The organism is Streptomyces luteolifulvus, from assembly GCF_008806595.1.
Taxonomy (GTDB): domain Bacteria; phylum Actinomycetota; class Actinomycetes; order Streptomycetales; family Streptomycetaceae; genus Streptomyces; species Streptomyces luteolifulvus.
This window is the reverse complement of the sequence record NZ_VZRB01000002.1, coordinates 317,941-335,679: the sequence shown is the minus strand read 5'-3', so window position 1 is coordinate 335,679 and position 17,739 is coordinate 317,941. Positions and strand designations below refer to the sequence as shown.

The window sequence follows — 17,739 nt, the reverse complement described above, 5'->3', positions numbered from 1 at the left end:
CGCGGGAACCCTCCGGCGGGGCCGTCGGCCATGCCCGGGCGCCCGGGCGTGCGGGCCGGGGCCACCGGAGGGTGTGCCGACCGCCCCTTTTGGGCGTAGCGTCCCATAAGGACGAGTTCGCTTACGTCTGGTGGGAGGTGCCTCGTGACCGGCGCGGGTGGTCCGGCCGCCGACGTGGCGGAACTGGATGCCGCGTTCGCGGAGACGGTGCGCCGGACCGGCGCGTCCATCGGCGCCATGTACCTGCTCGCGCCGGACGATCAGACGCTGTGTCTGCACCTGCTGAGCGGGGTGTCGGCCGAGCTGGCCCAGCCGTGGGCGAGGGTTCCGCTGGCCGCTCACGCCCCGGTGGCCGACGCGGTCCGCGAGGACCGGATGGTGTGGGTGGGCAGCCAGGGGGAGATGGCCCGCTCCTATCCGCGCACCGCGTTGGCGCTGCCCTACCCGCTGGCCCTGGCTGCCGTGCCCGTCACCGGCGTCGGGCCGTGGGGCGCCCTCCTGCTGATGTGGCCGACCACCCGTCCGGCACACATGACCCGGCGGGAGCAGGGCCATATCGCCTCCCGTTGCCGCCTTCTGGCCCGGCTGCTGGAGGAGGCCGCCGACCGCGGCAGCCCGCCCGCCTGCGGCGACCGGCCTCGCGTCCTGTCCACGGACACCGGGCGACGGACCGCGAGCCCGGCGATGGCCGCCGCCGACTTCGTCGAGCGACTGCCCGGCGGCAGCTGTGCGCTGGACCTGGAAGGGCACATCACCTACGTCAGCTCCGGCGCCTGCGATCTGCTCGGCCGCGACGCGGGCCAGCTGCTCGGCACCGTGCCGTGGCATTCCCTGCGCTGGCTCGACGACCCCACCTACGAGGACCGCTACCGCGCCGCGGTGATCAGCCGGGAGCCCGTCGTCTTCACCGCGCGCCGCCCGCCGGACGTCTGGCTGGACTTTCACCTCTATCCCGACGCCAGCGGCATCAGCGTGCGTATCGTGCCCAGCGGCGCACAGCCCGCACAGGCGCCCCGGCAGACCGGGCACACCGCCGCCCCGGCCCGCGCGGGCCGGCTCCACCAGCTCACGCATCTGTCCGCCTGGCTCACCGAGGTCGTCGGCGTCCAGGACGTCATCGACCTGATCGCCGACCAGATCATGCCCGCGTTCGGCGCCCAGGGCCTGGTCCTGTCCACCGCCGACGCCGGCCGGCTGCGGATCGCCGGATACCGCGGCTACCCCGCCAGCACCATCGAACGCCTCGACGGCCTGAGCCTCGACACCGACTTCACCCCGGCCGGGCAGGCCCTCAGCAGCGGTATCCCCGCCTTCTTCTCCCACCCCGAGGAGATGCGCCGTATCTACCCCGAGGCGCCCCAGGTCAGCGGCAAGCGGGCCTGGGCCTTCCTGCCGCTGATCATCTCCGGCCGGCCCGTCGGCATCTGCGTCCTGTCGTACGACGAACCCCGCGAGTTCCCGGCCGAGGAACGCGCCGTCATGACCTCGCTCGCCGGCCTCATCGCCCAGGCCCTCGACCGGGCGCGGCTCTACGACACCAAGCACGAGCTCGCCCACGGCCTCCAGCAGGCGCTGCTCCCGCGCACCCTGCCCGCGGTCGCCGGCCTGCGGGTCGCCGCCCGCTATCTGCCCGCGACCCATGGCATGGAGATCGGCGGGGACTTCTACGACCTGATCAGGCTCGGCGACACCGCTGCCGCGGCCGTCATCGGCGACGTCCAGGGCCACAATGTCGCGGCGGCCGCCCTGATGGGGCAGGTCCGTACCGGCGTCCACGCCCACTCCGCCCTCGGCACCCCGCCGGACCAGGTCCTCCACCGGACCAACCGGCTCCTCACCGACTTCGGCCCCGACCTGTTCACCAGCTGCCTCTACGCCCACCTCGACTTCGCCGGCGGACGCGCCACGCTGGCGAGCGCCGGCCACCCGCCGCCGCTCCTGCGGCTGCCCGACGGTGACACCCGGCCCGTGGACGTGCCGCCCGGGCCGCTTCTGGGCATCGACCCCGACGCCGACTACCCCGTGACGGAGCTGCCGCTCACACCGGGACTGATGCTCGCCTTCTACACCGACGGGCTCGTCGAGACACCGGGAGTGGACCTCGACGACTCCATCTCCGAGCTCGCGGACCATCTCGCCCACGCCGACGACCGGGACCTGGACCTGCTCATCGACGTCCTGCTGGCGAAGACGAGCACCACCGGACAGCGCACCGACGACATCGCGCTCCTCGTGCTCCACCACGAGGCGGAGCCGTAGGGCGGAGCGGCGGCGGGCACACTTCGCCGTCCCGCGCGCCTCGGATACGCTTATGTCAGTAATGCGCCTTATCTGCGCTTTACCCGAATGTTCGGTGCCGACGCCGTTGTTGGACGAGACCGGCCGGCACAGGGCCTGCGCCCCGGGGGTTAGGTCGCTGTGGTGGACACACACGAGCCGACACATGACGCGCCGGATCTGCCCCTGCCCACGGTCGGATATGCGGGGGCGCTCCGTGATCTGCTCTGGAGGGCCGATGCACAGGGGCGCATCGTGGAGTGGTCGCGCGCCGCACAGGACCTGCTCGGCTATCCCCCCGAGCAGATGCTCGGCCGGAACGGATTCCCGCTGCTGGTCCCCGAGTCCGACCGGGAGGCGGCCGCACGGCTGGCACGGAAGGTCCGCGCGGGCCAGGCGGTGTGCGAAACGCTGCCGGTACGCCACCGTGACGGGCACCTCGTACCGATGGAGCTGTGGGTCTGCCCGGCCGCGGACCCGCAGGGCGGGGGCGGGACGGGCGTCCTGGCCGTCGCCGTGGAGACGTCCGCCGACCGGGCCGTACAGGACTCGCTCGCCGCGCTGGAGTCCCTCTTCGCCCAGTCGCCCGTCGGACTCGCCATGCTCGGCCCCGACCTGCGCTTCCTGCGGGTCAACGACGCGCTGGCGCGGATGAACGGAGTGTCCGCGGACGAACACATCGGCAGACGCCTGGCCGACGTCGCACCGGGAGTCAACGCCACGAAGCTGGAAACGATGATGCGCCAGGTCCTGGACAGCGGTGAAGCGGTGGTCGACGTCCGCCGCACCGGCCGCACCCCGGCCGATCCCGAGCACGACCGGATCTGGTCGTGCTCGTACGCTCCCCTGGTCGACAGCGCCGGCCGGCGGCTGGGACTCATCGCCTCCCTGATCGACATCACCCAGGGACAGCAGGCGCAGATCGAGGCCGAACGGGCCCGGCAGCGCTTCGCCCTGCTGGCCGACGCCGGCACACGCATCGGGACCACACTCGACCTGCACCAGACCGCCGAGGAAGTCGTCCAGGTGCTGGTGCCAAGGCTGGCCGACTCCGCCGATGTGCAGCTGCTGGCGGCGGTGCTGGAACCGGACGAGGCCGCCGGGTCCACCCACGGCGTGGTGCGCCGGGTCGCGGCCGCCTTCCCCGATCCCTCCGCGCCCACCGCGCGGCTGCAGGTGGGCGACACCCTCCAGGTCCCGATCGGCTCGGTCTACGAGCGCGTGATCGCCGACGGGCGTCCCATGAACCTCTACCAGAGCGACATCCCGGCGCTGATCACCAACCCCGGTGCCGCGCCGCTGCGCGCGTACCTCAGTGCCCAGGTCCGCTGCGCACGACTGGTCCCGCTGGTCGCCCGGGGCAAGGTGCTCGGCGCCGTGGTGGTCACACGGCTCCGCGGCCGTGAGCGGTTCGACGAGCAGGACTGCGTCCTCATCGACGAACTGGTCGCCCGGGCGGCGCTCAACATCGACAACGCGCTCATGTACACCGGCCAGCGAGCGGCGGCACTCACCCTGCAGCGCAGCCTGACCAACAGCACGCTCCCGGAGGTGACCGGCCTGGAGCTGACCGGGCGCTACCTGCCCGCCAGCGATCACGAGGTCGGCGGCGACTGGTTCGACGTCATCGCCCTCCCGCACGGCAGGACCGGCCTGGTCATCGGCGACGTCATGGGACACGGCATCCACGCGGCCGCCGTCATGGGACAGCTGCGCGCGGCGGTGCGGACACTGGCCCGGCACGAGATCCCGCCGGCCGAGATGCTGCTGTCCCTGGACGCCGCCGTGGCCGACCTCGGCGAGAACGAGATGGCCACCTGCCTCTACGCCGTCCACGACCCCTCCGTCGGCGGCTTCGTCATCGCCCGGGCCGGACATCCGCCGCCGGCGATGGTCGACGCCCGGGGACGGATCGCGTTCCTCGACGGCTCCTCGGGCACACCTCTCGGGGCGGGCGGCCGGGACTTCCGGACCGAGCGGGTCTCCCTGCTCCCCGGCGGCCTGCTGGTGCTGTACACCGACGGCCTGATCGAGGCCCGGGACAGAGACCTGGACCAGGGCATGCGGCAGCTCGCCGTGACGCTGCGCGACCTCGACCGCCCGCTGGAGGAGATCTGCGACCGCATCCTCTCCGGGCTGCTGCCCTCCACGGCCCAGGACGACGTGGCGGTGCTCCTCGCCAGAACCCGCCGGTCCAGGGCCCCGGTCGGCAGCCACCCCGAACGGCTCCGCTCGCGCGGCCCCACCCGGAAGGTGGATGGTGGGTAGCGATGGACACACCGGTGACCAGGTTCAGCGAAGGACCGGACGACCCCTTCGCCGTGCGGCACGCCGCCTCGGTGGTGCTGGACGGCAGGGGGAGGGTCGTGGGCTGGAGCGCGCGGGCCGAGGCGTTGCTCGGGTACCCGGCCGAGCAGGCTCTCGGACGCCTGTCGATCGGTTTCCTCGTCGACCCGGGCGACCACGACATGGTCATGGACGCGGTGGCGGAGTGCGTGGCCAACGACGGGTGGTTCGGGGTCCTGCCGGTACGGCACCGTGACGGCCGGCGTGTGGAGTTCGGGTGCCGGGCCCGGCCGATCACGAAGCACGACTCGTCCCGCGAATGGTTCCTCGTCGCCGCGCCCGCCGAGGAGATCGTCCAGTGGAACATCGACCGGTCCGTCCTGGACGGCCTGTTCAACCGCTCGCCGATCGGGCTGTCGGTGCACGCCCCGGATCTGAGCCTCCTCCGGGTGAACCGGGCGATCGCGGGGTTCAGCCAGGTCCCGCCCGAGCAGCACCGTGGGCTCCACACCAGGGACTTCCTGATCCAGCAGGACACCGACACGGTCGAGGGACAGCTCCGGGAGGTGCTGGAGACGGGCCGCTCCTCGATCTTCACCGAGCAGCCCGCCCGTCTGCGCCGGGACCCCGGCCATGAGCTGTTCGTGTCCATCTCGGCGTTCCGGCTCGAGGACTCCACCGGGCAGATCCTCGGGGTGACACAGACCGTCGAGGACGTGACCGACCGCTATCGGGCGCGGCGCCGGCTCGCCCTCCTCAACGAGGCAGGCGCACGCATCGGGACCACCCTCGACGTGGCCAGGACGGCGCGGGAGCTGGCCGAGGTGGCCGCACCGGAGCTCGCCGACTGCGTCTCCGTGGACCTGCTGGAGCCGGTCATGCACGGCGAGGAACCCGCGCAGGACGTGCTGGGACCCCTGCGCCGGGCGGCGGTCCGCACCCCTCTGCCGAACGACGCGGACGTGATGTATCCCGTGGGCCGCGTCATCCACCTCCCGCCGGACAGCCTTCAGGCCCGGTGCCTGGCCGAGCGGCGTCCCGTCCTCGACGCGCACCTCCAGGAGCCCGCCACCTTCCTCGCCATCGATCCGGACCGCGCCGAGCGGGCCCTCGCCCTGGGCGTCCACTCGCTGATGATGGTTCCGCTGGTCGCGCGGGGGCTCGTGCTCGGCCTGCTCAGCCTGTGGCGGTCACAACGGCTCGAACCCTTCGAGGAGGACGACCTGAGGGTCGCCGAGGAGTTCGCCTCCCGTGCCGCCGTGTGCATCGACAACGCCCGCCGCTACACCCAGCAGCACCAGGCGGCCCTCACCCTCCAGCACAGCCTGCTCCCGCACGAGATGCCGGGGCACCCGGCGGTCGAGGTCGCCCACCGCTACCTCCCGGCCGACGCCGCCTCCGGCGTCGGCGGAGACTGGTTCGACGTCATCCCGCTCTCGGGGCTCCGTGTGGCCCTCGTGGTCGGGGACGTGGTCGGCCACGGTATCCACGCGGCGGCGACCATGGGCCGCCTGCGCACCGCCGTACACACCCTGGCCCATCTCGATCTCACCCCGGACGAGGTCCTCTCCCACCTCGACGATCTCGTGGACCGGCTGTCCGAGGAGCAGGAGCCGACCGACGGACAGGCACCCCAAGTCGTGGGCGCCACCTGCCTGTACGCCGTCTACGACCCTGTCTCCCAGCAGTGTGTGCTGGCCCGCGCGGGCCACCCGCCGCCCGCCGTGGTGAGCCCGGCCGGAGAGGTCCGGGTGCCCGACATCCCGGCGGGTCCGCCCCTCGGGCTGGGCGGGCTGCCGTTCGAGGCCGCCGAGCTGCCCCTGCCCGAAGGCAGTCTGCTGGCGCTGTACACCGACGGTCTGATCCGGGCCCGTAAGCGGGACGCCGAGGAGAGCCTGGCGGATCTGTGCGAGGCCCTGGCCGTCCCCGCCCGCTCGCTGGAGGAGACCTGCGACGTCGTGGAGGGCGCGCTGCTGCGCGATCGCGCCCCCGACCAGGCCGCCGACGACGTGGCGCTGCTCATCGCCCGGACCGGCGTCCTCGCGGCGGAGAACGTCGTCACCTGGGAACTGCCCGTGGAGGCCACGGCCGCCGCCGGGGCGCGTTCGCTGACGGCGGCCCAGCTGGCCGCGTGGGGGCTGGAGGAGATGGGCTTCACCACCGAGCTGATCGTCAGCGAGCTGGTCACCAACGCCTACCGGTACGGCGGCGGGCCGATCACCCTGCGGTTCATCCGCGACCACCACCTCATCTGCGAGGTGTCCGACACCAGCAGCACCTCGCCGCACCTGCGCAGAGCCCGTACGACGGACGAGGGCGGACGCGGCCTGTTCCTGGTGGCACAGCTCACCGAGCGGTGGGGCACCCGGTACTCCCGCGACGGCAAGACGATCTGGACCGAACAGCTGCTGTCCGACGCGCCGAAGTGATCTCAGCCGTCCCGGGGGGACGCGCGGCGGGCCGGCTCGGCGAACGCGGGAATCCCCGGGCCCTGCGGCAACAGCTGGGCCAGCACGAAGGACATGACCGCCGCCAGCACCACCAGCGCCACCGTCTCCACATTGCCCAGCAGCACGACGACGAGGACCACGCTGCTGACGGGCAGCCGCAGGGCCGCCGTCACCGACGCCGCCATGCCCGCCGCCATCGCCGGCACCAGGCCGAAGCCGGGCAGCGGCGCCAGCAGGGCGCCTGCCGCCCCGCCCAGGAACAGAGCGGGGAAGACGGGACCGCCTCGCAGGCTGCCCAGACACAGCGTGTACGCGATGCCCTTGAAGGCCAGCACCGCGACGAGGGCGCTCACCGGCCAGGCATCCGCGTCCTGGGCCAGCTCGCCCAGAGTGGCCTCCCCGGACAGGGCGACCTCGGCCGGTGAACGGCCGGTGCCGACCGTGTAGAGGGCGATGCAGCCGGCCGCCCCGAGCGCGCACAGGGTCGTGTTCCGTACCGTCCAGGACGTCACGAAGCCGGCCACGAACCGTCCGCCCACGAAGACCCAGTGGATCAGGAACGCGATGGCGGGCGCCATCACCAGCACCCACAGGACGTCCCCCACATCGAGCGGCGGCGGCTCGGGCAGGCCGATGTCCAGACTTCCGGTCTGCAGACCGGTCCAGTGGACGAACGTGGTGAACACCAGATCCCCCACGCCGCTGGACAGCAGCACGGGCAGCATCACCGCGAACAGCTGCGGCCCGCCCACGCCGGCCACTTCCATCAGCAGTACGGCGCCCACCACCGGGTTCCCGAAGAGCGCCGAGATGGCCGCGGCGGAGCCGGCCGCGCCGAGCAGCCCGGCCGACCCCGGGGTCTGCGGCGCCCGCACCAGGCTCGCGAAGAGGAGGGCCAGTCCGCCGCCCAGGGCGATCAGCGGCGCCTCGGGGCCGAGCACGGCGCCCAGCGGCAGACCGACCATGGCGGCGATGACGACACCGAGCAACGCGTTCTTCGTGATCCCGCCCGAGTGCAGGCCGCCCGCCGGAATGTGCCCGCCGCGTCCGGGCAGCCGCGCGACGACCAGGCCGACGACCACTCCGGCCACCAGCAGCAGGGGGAACGCCCACCACCAGGGGGCCTGTTTCCAGCCCAGATCCTTGGGCCAGTCCGTCCAGAGCAGCTGCTCCAGTCTGTGGAGCGCCGCAAGGAACCAGAACGCGATCAGGGCCACGGGAATGCCGATCAGCCCGCAGAAGATCAGCGCCTTGAGGTACTCGGGCCGGCGCAGCATGGCCCGCAGCTGGTCGGCTTCCTGGGGCTGAGTCCCGGACGCGGACCGCGCGGCTTCCGACTTCGTCCCGGCGATGGGGTCCTCCTGGGCTCGGCGGCTCGACGGGCGATTCACCCCATAACGGCACGAGATTAACCGGCTTGTCATCGGCGGCCCGCCGCCACGCCGCCATCTCCGCCAGGACGCCGATACGCGGCTCAGTACGCGTGGCCGGCGAACGTCGCGGCGATCAGCTCGCGGTCCGCGCCGTGCGCCAGCAGCCCATGGAGCAGCAGGCGTGCCCGGTACGGGCCGAGGTCGCCGGCCGGGACCAGCCCACGGCCGATCAGATCCTTCTCGGAGCCGGGATAGCCGTATGTCCCGGTCAGGACAGGGCCGTTGCCGATGCGCGAGGAGAGGACGACGGGGACCCGCGCGGAGAACCGTTCCAGACCCTCGACGAGCCGCAGCGGCACATGACCGACACCGAAGGCGGCGACGACGAGCCCGTCGCAGCGGCCCTCCCACGCTGCAAGCAGCTCGCCGTCGTCGCCGAGACCGACCGTGTACAGGCCCACGCGCACATCCCGCCGTCGCGGCGGCGCCAGGGCGGCGGGCCGGCGGGGCAGGGCGGAGGTCAGCCGTACGCGGTTCTCGGCGATCCGGCCGAGGGGCCCGGCGCCCGGTGAGGTGAAGGCGGCGGGGCTGGTGGTGTGGGACTTGCGGACGTGGCGGGCCGCGTGGATCTCGTCGTTGAGGACGACCACCACACCGGCGCCGCGCAGGCGCGGGTCGGCCGCCGTGAGAACGGCCGCGTGGAGGTTGGCGGGTCCGTCGGGGCCGGGCATGGTGGGGTTGCGCATGGCGCCGGTGACGACGACCGGCTGCTCATGGCCGTGCCGCAGGTCGAGGGCGAACGCCGTCTCCTCGATGGTGTCGGTGCCCTGCGTGATCACGATGCCGTCGACCCCGCCGGCGGCGAGGGCCGCGTCGATCGCCGCGCCGAGCTCCGTGAGGTCGTCGAAGGTGAGCCAGGCACCGGGCACCCGGCGGACGTCGTGCACCCGCAGCTCGATGCCGTGGCCTTCCAGGCCGGGGACGGCGGCGAGCAGGTCCCGGGCGGAGAGGGCCGGGGCGACCCCGGCGGTCGCGGGATCGGCGGTCATGGCGATCGTGCCGCCCAGCGAGTAGACGGCCACGGTTCTCGTCGCGTTCATTCCTGCCCCACCTTCCGACCGAGTTCGGCACGAACAGGTCGCGCCCGACGGAGATCGCTCGTGCAGGCTATCGGTGGCGGGCGGCAGGGCCGGGGTGGACCGGGCTCGGGCGGGAGGGGTGGGGAGATCCCACCCGGCGCGCGATCATCGCGTCACTGCCCTGTTCCCGGCGGGCGGCTGAGGGCACCGATCGGCCCCGGTGCCAGCTCTCATCCCTCAGTCGTCCCGATGTCCGGCGATGTTGAGGACATTGCCGTCGGGCGCGCGGACGAAGAACCGGCGCAGGCCCCACGGTTCGTCGGTGAGCGGGTGCACGATCTCGTATCCGCGCCGGCGGGCCTCGGCGTAGGCCTCGTCGACGGCCGTGCCGACGCGGACCGAGACGACCGGCAGCTCGGGCGCGCTCGCGTCGTGGGTCAGGAGCTGGATGTCGGCCCGCCCGTCGGGTGTCTGATAGCGGGCGACCCAGCCCAGATCGAAGCCTTCGACGCTCAGGCCGAGGTAGTCGGTGTAGAACGCGCGGGCGGCCGCGAGGTCCGGGACGTGGAGGTTGGCGGTGATGCGGGTGGGTTCCATCATGACTCCTTGCCGACGGCGTCGGCTCAGAGCCGGTCACGCCGCTCGAAGTTGACGTACAGGCTGGTGCAGACGACCGCCATCAGGACGATCGCACAGGCAGTGGTGTCGCCCGACACTGTGAGCGCCGGGGCGGGTTCGGGTGCGGAAGGTGCGGCGGTAGGTGTCCGGCGGGACGCCGACCGTCCGGGCGAAGTGGCGGCGCAGGGTGGTGGCGGTGCCCATGCCGGTGGCCGTCGCGATGGTGTCGACGGTGTCGGGAGGTGCAGAAGCGAACCAGGCGTGCTCCGTGAGTGGAGTCGGGCGACTCCCAGAGCCAGTCCCGCCGCCTGAAAATCACATGCGGATGGCGACATCCGGCGCCGGACGGGCTGCCCGAGGAGTCGGAGCTCACGCTCTTCTGCCCCGTTACACCGAGGCGGAGCTCGGCTAGGGTAGCCCGCTGGATCTTGACCGGGTGCTGATGGATCCTTGACGGAACGTTGGCAGGCAGGAAGGCCGGGAGTGGCTGGGCGCGCGGGGCGGGTGTGGCAGTCGCTGTTGGCGGCGCATCCCGCTCGTACGGTGGTCATGGGCTTCGCTGCCGTGATCCTGCTGGGGACGGTACTGCTGATGCTGCCCGTCGCCGCCGAGGACGGCCGGAGCGCCAACGTGGTGACGGCGTTGTTCACTTCCACTTCGGCGGTGTGCGTGACGGGTCTGGTGGTGGTGGACACCGGCACGTACTGGAGCGGCTTCGGCGAGGGCGTGATCCTCGTGCTGTTCCAGATCGGCGGCTTCGGCATCATGACGATGGCCTCGCTGCTGGGTCTGCTGATCTCCGGGAAACTGCGGCTGCGGATGCAGCTCACCGCGCAGGCGGAGACCAAGAGCCTGGACATCGGGGACGTGCGGAAGGTGCTGCTCGGGGTCGCCGGATGCACGCTCGCGGTGGAGCTCGCGGTGGGCGCGGTGCTCGCACTGCGGCTGCGCTTCGGCTATGGCGAGTCCATCTGGGACGCCACCTACCTGGGGTTCTTCCATGCCGTGTCGGCGTTCAACAACGCCGGGTTTGGGCTGCACGCCGACAGCCTCACGAAGTACGCGCAGGACGCGTGGATGACGCTGCCCGTCGCCGTGGCCGTGATTCTCGGAGGAATCGGTTTTCCGGTGCTGCTGGAGTTGCTGCGGCACCGCAATCGTGCCCGCACCACGGGTCGGCGTGGCTGGTCTCTGCACTTCCGGCTGACGGTGATCACCACGGCGGTGCTGCTGTTCGCCGGGACGCTGCTGACCTGTGTGCTGGAGTGGACGAACAACGACACGCTGGGCCCGTTCGACTGGGACAAGAAGATCCTCGCGGGGTTCTTCCACTCGGCGATGTCCCGTACCGCGGGGTTCAACAGTGTCGACGTCGGGGCGATGACGGATGCGACACTGCTGCTGACCTGCATGCTGATGTTCATCGGCGGCGGCAGCGCGGGCACCGCGGGCGGCATCAAGGTCAGCACCTTCGCGGTGCTGGGTGCGGCGATGCTCGCCGAGGTGCGCGGCGAGCCCACGTCCGCAGTGATGGGCCGCAGGCTCGCACCGCATGTGCTGCGGCAGGCGCTGACCGTGGCGCTGGCCGGCGTGGGCTTTGTGATGACGGCGACCCTCGCTCTGCTCGCCGTGGTCGACAAGCCCTTCGAGGAGGTGCTGTTCGAGTCGGTCTCGGCCTTCGGCACGGTGGGTCTGTCCACCGGCATCACCGGTGACCTGCCGACCGTCGGCCGACTGATCGTCATCGTGCTCATGTTCGTCGGCCGGCTCGGCCCGGTCACCCTGGTCTCGGCGCTTGCCCTGCGCGAGCGCAAGCGCCGTTACGAGCTACCCGAGGAGCGACCCGTCATTGGTTAACTACCTGCACAACCTGCGCTTGCGTCGCCGCAAGCGGCTCGCCGAGCACGCCGCCGCCTCCGGGCACGGTGACCAGCGTGTGGCCGTGATCGGTCTCGGCCGCTTCGGCAGCTCGCTGGCCCATGAGCTGATGCGGCGCGGCTGGGACGTTCTCGGTGTCGACACCGACCCGCACCTCGTCCAGCGGATCAGCGACGATCTCACCCATGCGGTGGTCGCCGACTGCACCGACCCCGAGACACTGCGCCAGCTCGGCGTGCACGAGTTCAGCAGCGCCGTGGTCGGCATCGGCACCGACATCGAGGCCAGCATCCTGATCGCCTCCAATCTGCTGGAGGCGAATGTGCCCAACATCTGGGCCAAGGCGATCAGTCGCCAGCACGGTCAGATCCTCGAACGCCTGGGCGTGCACCATGTTGTCCTGCCCGAGCACGAGATGGGCGAGCGCGTCGCCCACTTGGTCACCGGCCGGATGCTGGACTTCATCGAGTTCGACGACGACTACGCCCTGGTGAAGACCGTCGCCCCGGCCATCTCCACCGGCATACCACTCGGAGAGAGCCATGTGCGCAGCAAGTACGGGGTGACGGTCGTCGGCATCAAGCGGCCGGGCGAGGGCTTCACCTACGCGACCGCCGAGACGGTCATAGAGAAAGGGGACGTCATCGTCGTCACCGGCAAGATCCAGGATGTGGAGTCCTTCGCCGAACTCAGCTGAGTGCACCGCGAACCGCCGTATCGCTGCTGTTTGCTCGTTCGCCACGGGTCGCGCGTCCAGGGAAGCCGTGCCCGTACGGAGTTCGTTAGAGGGCGGTCGCCAGGCGCGGAACCGTCCTGGAGGCGCTGTTATGGGAGCAGCGCAGGTGACCCGGGGAAGGATGCGCTCATGGTGGAGTGGCGACCGTTGCGGGCCGCGGTCAGGCCGGTACCCGAGCCTGTCCCCACACCCTTCGTCTGGGGGGCGGCCTTCATCGGGGCGCTGCTGACGGTGGGGGCGCTCAGCGCGGCGAAGGGGCTTGCCGACCCGCTGCACGCCCTGCTGGTGCTGTGCGTCCTGGCGGCGCTGCTGGGAGTGTGCGCCCGCTTCGTCGCGGCGCTGGGCACCGCCGCGGTGTGCTGGCTGTTCCTCAACGGCTTCGCGGTGCCCCCACATGGCGAGCTTGCGTGGCAGGGGTATCCGGATGCGGGGCGGCTCGCCTTCCTGATGGTCGCGGCGCTGCTCGGTACGGTGATCGCCCGCCTCGTCAACGCCCGGGGCGCGTACCGGCGGATTACGCCAGGCGGGACCGCGACGCCGGCTCCTGAGCGGCCGCTGAGGCTGTTAGGAGGTGAAGTGGGCGGGCAGGTCGGGAGGTACCGGTGGACGGCCTGGCGTGCTCTTGAGAGTGAGGACCATGGTCATGCCGCCGCCGGGGGTGTCCTCGGCGATGAGCGTGCCGCCCATGGCCTCGGCGAAGCCGCGGGCGACCGCGAGGCCCAGGCCGACCCCGGCGCCCCGAGGAGCATCTCCGTACCGCTGGAACGGCTCGAAGATCCTCTCCTTGGCCTCGTCGGGCACGCCAGGGCCGCGGTCGACGACCCGCAGCTCGACCCGGTCGCCGAGCGCGCTGGCGGAGACCAGGACGACCTCGTTCTCCGGGCCGTACTTCACGGCGTTCTCCACGACGTTGGCGACAGTCCGCTCCAGCAGCCCGGGGTCAGCCGCGACCATCGGCAGGGTTTCGGGAATGTCCAGGGCGACGGAACCTTCGGGAACGCCGCCCAGGGCCATCGGCACCACTTCGTCCAGGTCCACGTCGCGGATCAGCGGGGCGACGGTGCCGGTCTGCAGCCGGGACATGTCCAGCAGGTTGCCCACCAGGTGGTCGAGCCGGTCGGTGCCTTCCTCGATGCTCGCCAGCAGTTCCGCCTGATCCTCTTCTGACCATTCGATGTCATCGGAGCGCAGCGAGGTGACCGCGGCCTTGATGGTGGCCAGTGGGGTCCGCAGATCATGGCTGACGGCGGCGAGCAGCGCGGTGCGGATGCGGTTGCCCTCGGCCAGCTCGCGGGCCTGTCCGGCTTCCTGCTTCAGCCGCTGGCGGTCCAGAACGACGGCGGCCTGGGCGGCGAAGGCGGCCAGCACCCGGCGGTCCTCGGCAGGCAGCACCCGCCCGGACAGGGCGAGTACGAGGTGGTCGCCGACCGGCATGTCGACGTCGGCGTCCACCGGGCGTTCGATGGGACGGGCCGTCCCGACCCTGCCCGCGCAGGTCCACGGCTCGACCTCGCCGCCCCGTTCCAGCAGCGCCACCGACTCCATCCCGAAGGTCTCCCGCACCCGCTCCAGCAGCTCCTCCAGACTGTCCTCGCCCCGCTTCACGCTGCCCGCCAGGAACGACAGGGTCTCGGACTCGGCGCGCAGCCGGGCGGCCTGGTAGGTGCGGCGGGCGGCGAGGTCCACGACCGAGGCGACCGAGACACCGACCGCGAAGAAGACGATGATGGCGAGGACGTTCGCCGGATCGTCGATGATCCAGGTGTGGGTGGGCGGGGTGAAGAAGTAGTTCAGCAGCAGCGAGCCGGCCGTGGCCGCGGCCAGCGCGGGCAGCAGCCCGCCGAGCAGTGCGGCCCCCACGGTCAGGGTCAGGAACAGCAGCACCTCGTTGGCGAAGCCGGGCCCGTCGTCGGCAGGCCGGGTGTTCCATACCGAGGTGAGCAGCAGGGTGAGCAGCACCGGGCCGACCACGCCGACCAGCCATCCGGCGGTGATTCGGGATTGGCCGAGCCGGGCGCCGCGTGCCACAGGCAATCCGCGGCCCTTGGCAGCCTCCTCGTGGGTGACGATGTGGACGTCGAGGTCCGGCCCGGACTCGCGGGCGACCGTGGCGCTGACCCCGGGCCCGAAGGCGTACTGCCAGGCGCGCCGACGGCTTACGCCGAGCACGATCTGGGTGGCGTTGACACTCCGGGCGAAGTCCAGCAGCGCTTGCGGGATGTCGTCGCCGACGACCTGGTGGAAGGTGCCGCCCAGGTCCTCGACGAGGGTGCGCTGTACGGCGAGTTCCTTGGGCGAGGCGGAGGTCAGCCCGTCGCTGCGGGAGATGTAGACGGCCAGTACCTCGCCGCCCGCGCCCTTCTCAGCCAGCCGGGCCGCTCGCCGGATCAGGGTCCGTCCTTCAGGGCCGCCGGTGAGCCCGACGACGATCCGCTCGCGGGCCTGCCAGGTGGAGCGGATGTCGTGTTCCCCGCGGTACTGCTGCAGGTACTCGTCGACCCGGTCCGCGGTCCACAGCAACGCCAGCTCCCGCAGCGCGGTCAGATTTCCCGGCCGGAAGTAGTTCGACAAGGCCGCGTCGACCTTGTCGGGCTTGTAGATGTTGCCGTGTGCCATCCGGCGGCGCAGCGCCTGCGGTGACATGTCGACCAGCTCTATCTGGTCGGCGCGACGTACCACCTCGTCCGGTACGGTCTCCCGCTGCCGCACTGTGGTGATCGACTCGACGACATCGCCGAGCGACTCCAGGTGCTGGATGTTGACGGTCGTGATGACGTCGATCCCGGCTTCCAGTAGCTCTTCGACGTCCTGACACCGCTTGGGATTCCGGGAGCCGGGCACATTGGTGTGGGCCAGCTCGTCCACCAGGGCGACGGCCGGTCGACGCTTCAGCACGGCGTCCACGTCCATCTCGGTGAACACCGCGCCCCGGTACTCCAGCTCCCGGCGCGGGATCTGCTCCAGGCCGTGCAGCATCACCTCGGTGCGCGGCCGGTCGTGGTGCTCCACGAAGGCCACTGCACAGTCGGTGCCGCGCTCCACGCGGCGGTGCGCCTCCGACAGCATCGCGTAGGTCTTGCCGACGCCAGGCGCCGCACCGAGGTAGATCCGTAGCTTGCCGCGTGCCATGGTTCAGGGTTCCGATCGTTCTGCGCTCGCCGGGCCGGTTCGGGACAGCAAGGAGATCACCTCTCGACGCTGTGTCCCGCGGCCGGCCCGGTGCTGAGGTGGCGTGGATGCGATGGGTCTGCCTCCAGTTTGCGCCGCTGCCGGGTCACGCGGACCCGCAGGTTGCCGGTAGGCGCCTCGTACGACGGTCCGCACATGCCCCGAAGCAGACGCTTCTGGTACCCACGCCCCGTGCCGTGCTCAGGACCTCTCTGGAAAGATCAGCGCGAGGACCAAATAGCCCAGCAGGGCCACGGCCACGATCAGCCCGACGATGTTCTCGGCGCTCACAGCCGACCCACCCCCCGGGCGATGAGAGCCGCCAGCGCGAACACCGCGACCGTGGCGCATACGAAGGCCACATCGGCCATCGCGAGCTCCTAGACGAGATTCGGAAGGAACAGACCTCTAGAAGTAACCCCGCCGCAACGCCGATTAGCCCGCTGTTGACACGGCTCTTACGCCCCTGGCCACTTCCTTGACGCTTTCCTAACGCGGCCGCGCCCGACTTGCAGCAGCCCGGAGGGTTCTGCGCCACCCGGTGTGTTTCGCGCAGTACCGACGGCTCCGCCGCAGTTCAGATGGAGCGACACCTCGCCCGAGACGCCCCGACCGCCGAAGAGCCTCGCTGTCGGCCGCAATCATCCATGCCCGGCGTCCGGGACCCCGGTACGGGAGACACTGTCAGTAGGGGGACCCACACCGTCCGCAGGAGATGGTGATGAACAGCTCGGTACGGATGGGACGCCTGCTCGGGGTGCCGCTGCGCCTCCACTGGACCGTGCCCCTGCTCGTGGTGCTGTTCGGGTACAGCCTGGGCAGCCGGACGCTCCCCGCCAGGGTTCCGGACCAGTCGAACGCCGCCTGCACGGTCGCCGGCCTGGCCGGGGCTCTGTTGCTGCTCGGGAGTCTGCTGGCTCATGAGGCCGCGCACGCGATCGTGGCCCGGCGAAAGGCATCCCGGTCCAGAGCATCACGCTGTGGGCGTTGGGCGGGATGACCGAGATGGGCAAGGAAGACGTGCTCGAAAAGCTCTCCCCGGGCAGTGGCATGCGCATCCTCGTCATCGACGGGCGGCGCCTGGTGGGCATCATCCCCGCACGTGACATCTCCCGAATCGTCCAACGCCATGCACTTCGCCTCGAACCTGAGTGTGTTCTGTCGGACGGGATGTGAAGAGCACGGCATCAAAGCCGTGTAAAGACTGCCGGAACAAGGCAATGTGCTTGCACTTGTCCACATGCGAACATGCGGTCAACCAGCACGAAGGCGTCGAGGAGAGGCGGTGACCGCGGATGGCCTGGTTTCTCGGTCTGGGCATCGCGGGGGTCGTACTCCTCGTGCTGTCACTCGTCTTCGACGGCATCCTTGAGGGACTCTTCGACGGTGTCGACGTGCTGGACGGCCTGTTCGACGGCTGGCTGTCGCTTCCGGTCATCGCCGGGTTCGTCTCCATGCTCGGCTTCTCCGGCGCGATCGCCATGGGCGCCACCGGGATGGGTGCCGTCGGCGCCACCGCGATCGGCGTGCCCGTCGGAGTCGGCACAGGCTGGCTCGCGTATCGACTCAGCCGTGCCCTGATGAGCGACCGGTCCGGCGCCGCCCCGCGCGACGACGACCTGATCGGTGCTTCCGGCTCCGTCGTCACAGCCATCCCGGCAGGCGGCTACGGCGAGGTACTGGTCCACCTGGCCGGACAACCCGTGAAGCTCGCGGCGAAGAGTTCCGCCCCGGTGGCGCGAGGCGCCGAGATCTGGGTGGAGGAGACGCTGTCGCAGACATCGGTCTCCGTACGCCTGGTGGAACGCTGACCGACCGCTCTGCTGTACACACCCGGCACGGAGCCGACGGTGTCTTTTCGTCCACCTGTACCC

General features: G+C 71.3%; 12 protein-coding genes and 2 pseudogenes. 8 read left to right on the top strand and 6 right to left on the bottom strand.

Annotation, left to right across the window (positions count from 1 at the left end; all coding sequences use genetic code 11):
* Nucleotides 1-144 precede the first annotated feature (144 nt).
* From F7R91_RS04100 to F7R91_RS04090, 3 genes are all read left to right on the top strand, one after another.
* Nucleotides 145-2,259 (top strand): GAF domain-containing SpoIIE family protein phosphatase, encoded by a 2,115-nt coding sequence (locus F7R91_RS04100; RefSeq protein WP_150944519.1) that lies wholly within the window; start codon nt 145-147, stop codon nt 2,257-2,259.
* 162 nt (nt 2,260-2,421) lie between these two features.
* Nucleotides 2,422-4,545, top strand: coding sequence for a SpoIIE family protein phosphatase (locus tag F7R91_RS04095; protein ID WP_150944517.1), 2,124 nt, complete (start codon nt 2,422-2,424; stop codon nt 4,543-4,545).
* 2 nt (nt 4,546-4,547) lie between these two features.
* Entirely contained in the window at nt 4,548-6,992 is a 2,445-nt protein-coding gene (locus tag F7R91_RS04090) for a SpoIIE family protein phosphatase (protein WP_150944515.1), read from the top strand.
* 2 nt (nt 6,993-6,994) lie between these two features.
* Here F7R91_RS04090 and F7R91_RS04085 read toward each other — a convergent pair whose 3' ends face one another.
* The 4 genes and pseudogenes from F7R91_RS04085 to F7R91_RS42490 form a co-directional block, all read right to left on the bottom strand.
* Nucleotides 6,995-8,290 (bottom strand): chloride channel protein, encoded by a 1,296-nt coding sequence (locus F7R91_RS04085; protein WP_150944847.1) that lies wholly within the window; start codon nt 8,288-8,290, stop codon nt 6,995-6,997.
* 197 nt (nt 8,291-8,487) lie between these two features.
* On the bottom strand, nt 8,488-9,486 hold the full coding sequence (locus F7R91_RS04080; RefSeq protein ID WP_150944513.1) for an asparaginase: 999 nt from the start codon (nt 9,484-9,486) through the stop codon (nt 8,488-8,490).
* A 216-nt stretch (nt 9,487-9,702) separates the two neighbouring features.
* Nucleotides 9,703-10,065, bottom strand: coding sequence for a VOC family protein (locus tag F7R91_RS04075; protein WP_225320514.1), 363 nt, complete (start codon nt 10,063-10,065; stop codon nt 9,703-9,705).
* 33 nt (nt 10,066-10,098) lie between these two features.
* A pseudogene (locus F7R91_RS42490) lies at nt 10,099-10,320 on the bottom strand (hypothetical protein); the annotation flags it as partial.
* A gap of 246 nt (nt 10,321-10,566) precedes the next feature.
* Here F7R91_RS42490 and F7R91_RS04065 point away from each other — a divergent pair.
* Nucleotides 10,567-11,940, top strand: a complete 1,374-nt coding sequence (locus F7R91_RS04065) for a TrkH family potassium uptake protein (protein ID WP_150944511.1) — start codon at nt 10,567-10,569, stop codon at nt 11,938-11,940.
* Nucleotides 11,933-12,658, top strand: a complete 726-nt coding sequence (locus F7R91_RS04060; protein WP_191971334.1) for a potassium channel family protein — start codon at nt 11,933-11,935, stop codon at nt 12,656-12,658. Before F7R91_RS04065 ends, F7R91_RS04060 begins: the two co-directional genes overlap by 8 nt.
* Before the next feature lie 603 nt (nt 12,659-13,261).
* Here the strand turns inward: F7R91_RS04060 and F7R91_RS04050 are convergent.
* Together F7R91_RS04050 and kdpF are read right to left on the bottom strand one after the other, a co-directional pair.
* Nucleotides 13,262-15,826 (bottom strand): sensor histidine kinase, encoded by a 2,565-nt coding sequence (locus tag F7R91_RS04050; RefSeq protein WP_150944510.1) that lies wholly within the window; start codon nt 15,824-15,826, stop codon nt 13,262-13,264.
* A gap of 240 nt (nt 15,827-16,066) precedes the next feature.
* Nucleotides 16,067-16,156 carry a K(+)-transporting ATPase subunit F gene (gene kdpF / locus F7R91_RS04045; RefSeq protein ID WP_150944508.1) on the bottom strand — a complete coding sequence of 30 codons (90 nt, stop codon included), beginning with the start codon at nt 16,154-16,156 and terminating at the stop codon, nt 16,067-16,069.
* Between the two features lie 430 nt (nt 16,157-16,586).
* On the opposite strand from kdpF, the pseudogene F7R91_RS04040 reads away from it, so the two are divergent.
* The 3 genes and pseudogenes from F7R91_RS04040 to F7R91_RS04035 all read left to right on the top strand — a co-directional run.
* A pseudogene (locus F7R91_RS04040) lies at nt 16,587-16,879 on the top strand (site-2 protease family protein); the annotation flags it as partial.
* Nucleotides 16,853-17,041, top strand: a complete 189-nt coding sequence (locus F7R91_RS41840; RefSeq protein ID WP_191971355.1) for a hypothetical protein — start codon at nt 16,853-16,855, stop codon at nt 17,039-17,041. The pseudogene F7R91_RS04040 and the gene F7R91_RS41840, both read left to right, overlap by 27 nt.
* A 119-nt stretch (nt 17,042-17,160) precedes the next feature.
* Nucleotides 17,161-17,676: a hypothetical protein gene (locus tag F7R91_RS04035; RefSeq protein WP_150944506.1), complete on the top strand. Its 516-nt coding sequence runs from the start codon at nt 17,161-17,163 to the stop codon at nt 17,674-17,676.
* Nucleotides 17,677-17,739 lie beyond the last annotated feature (63 nt).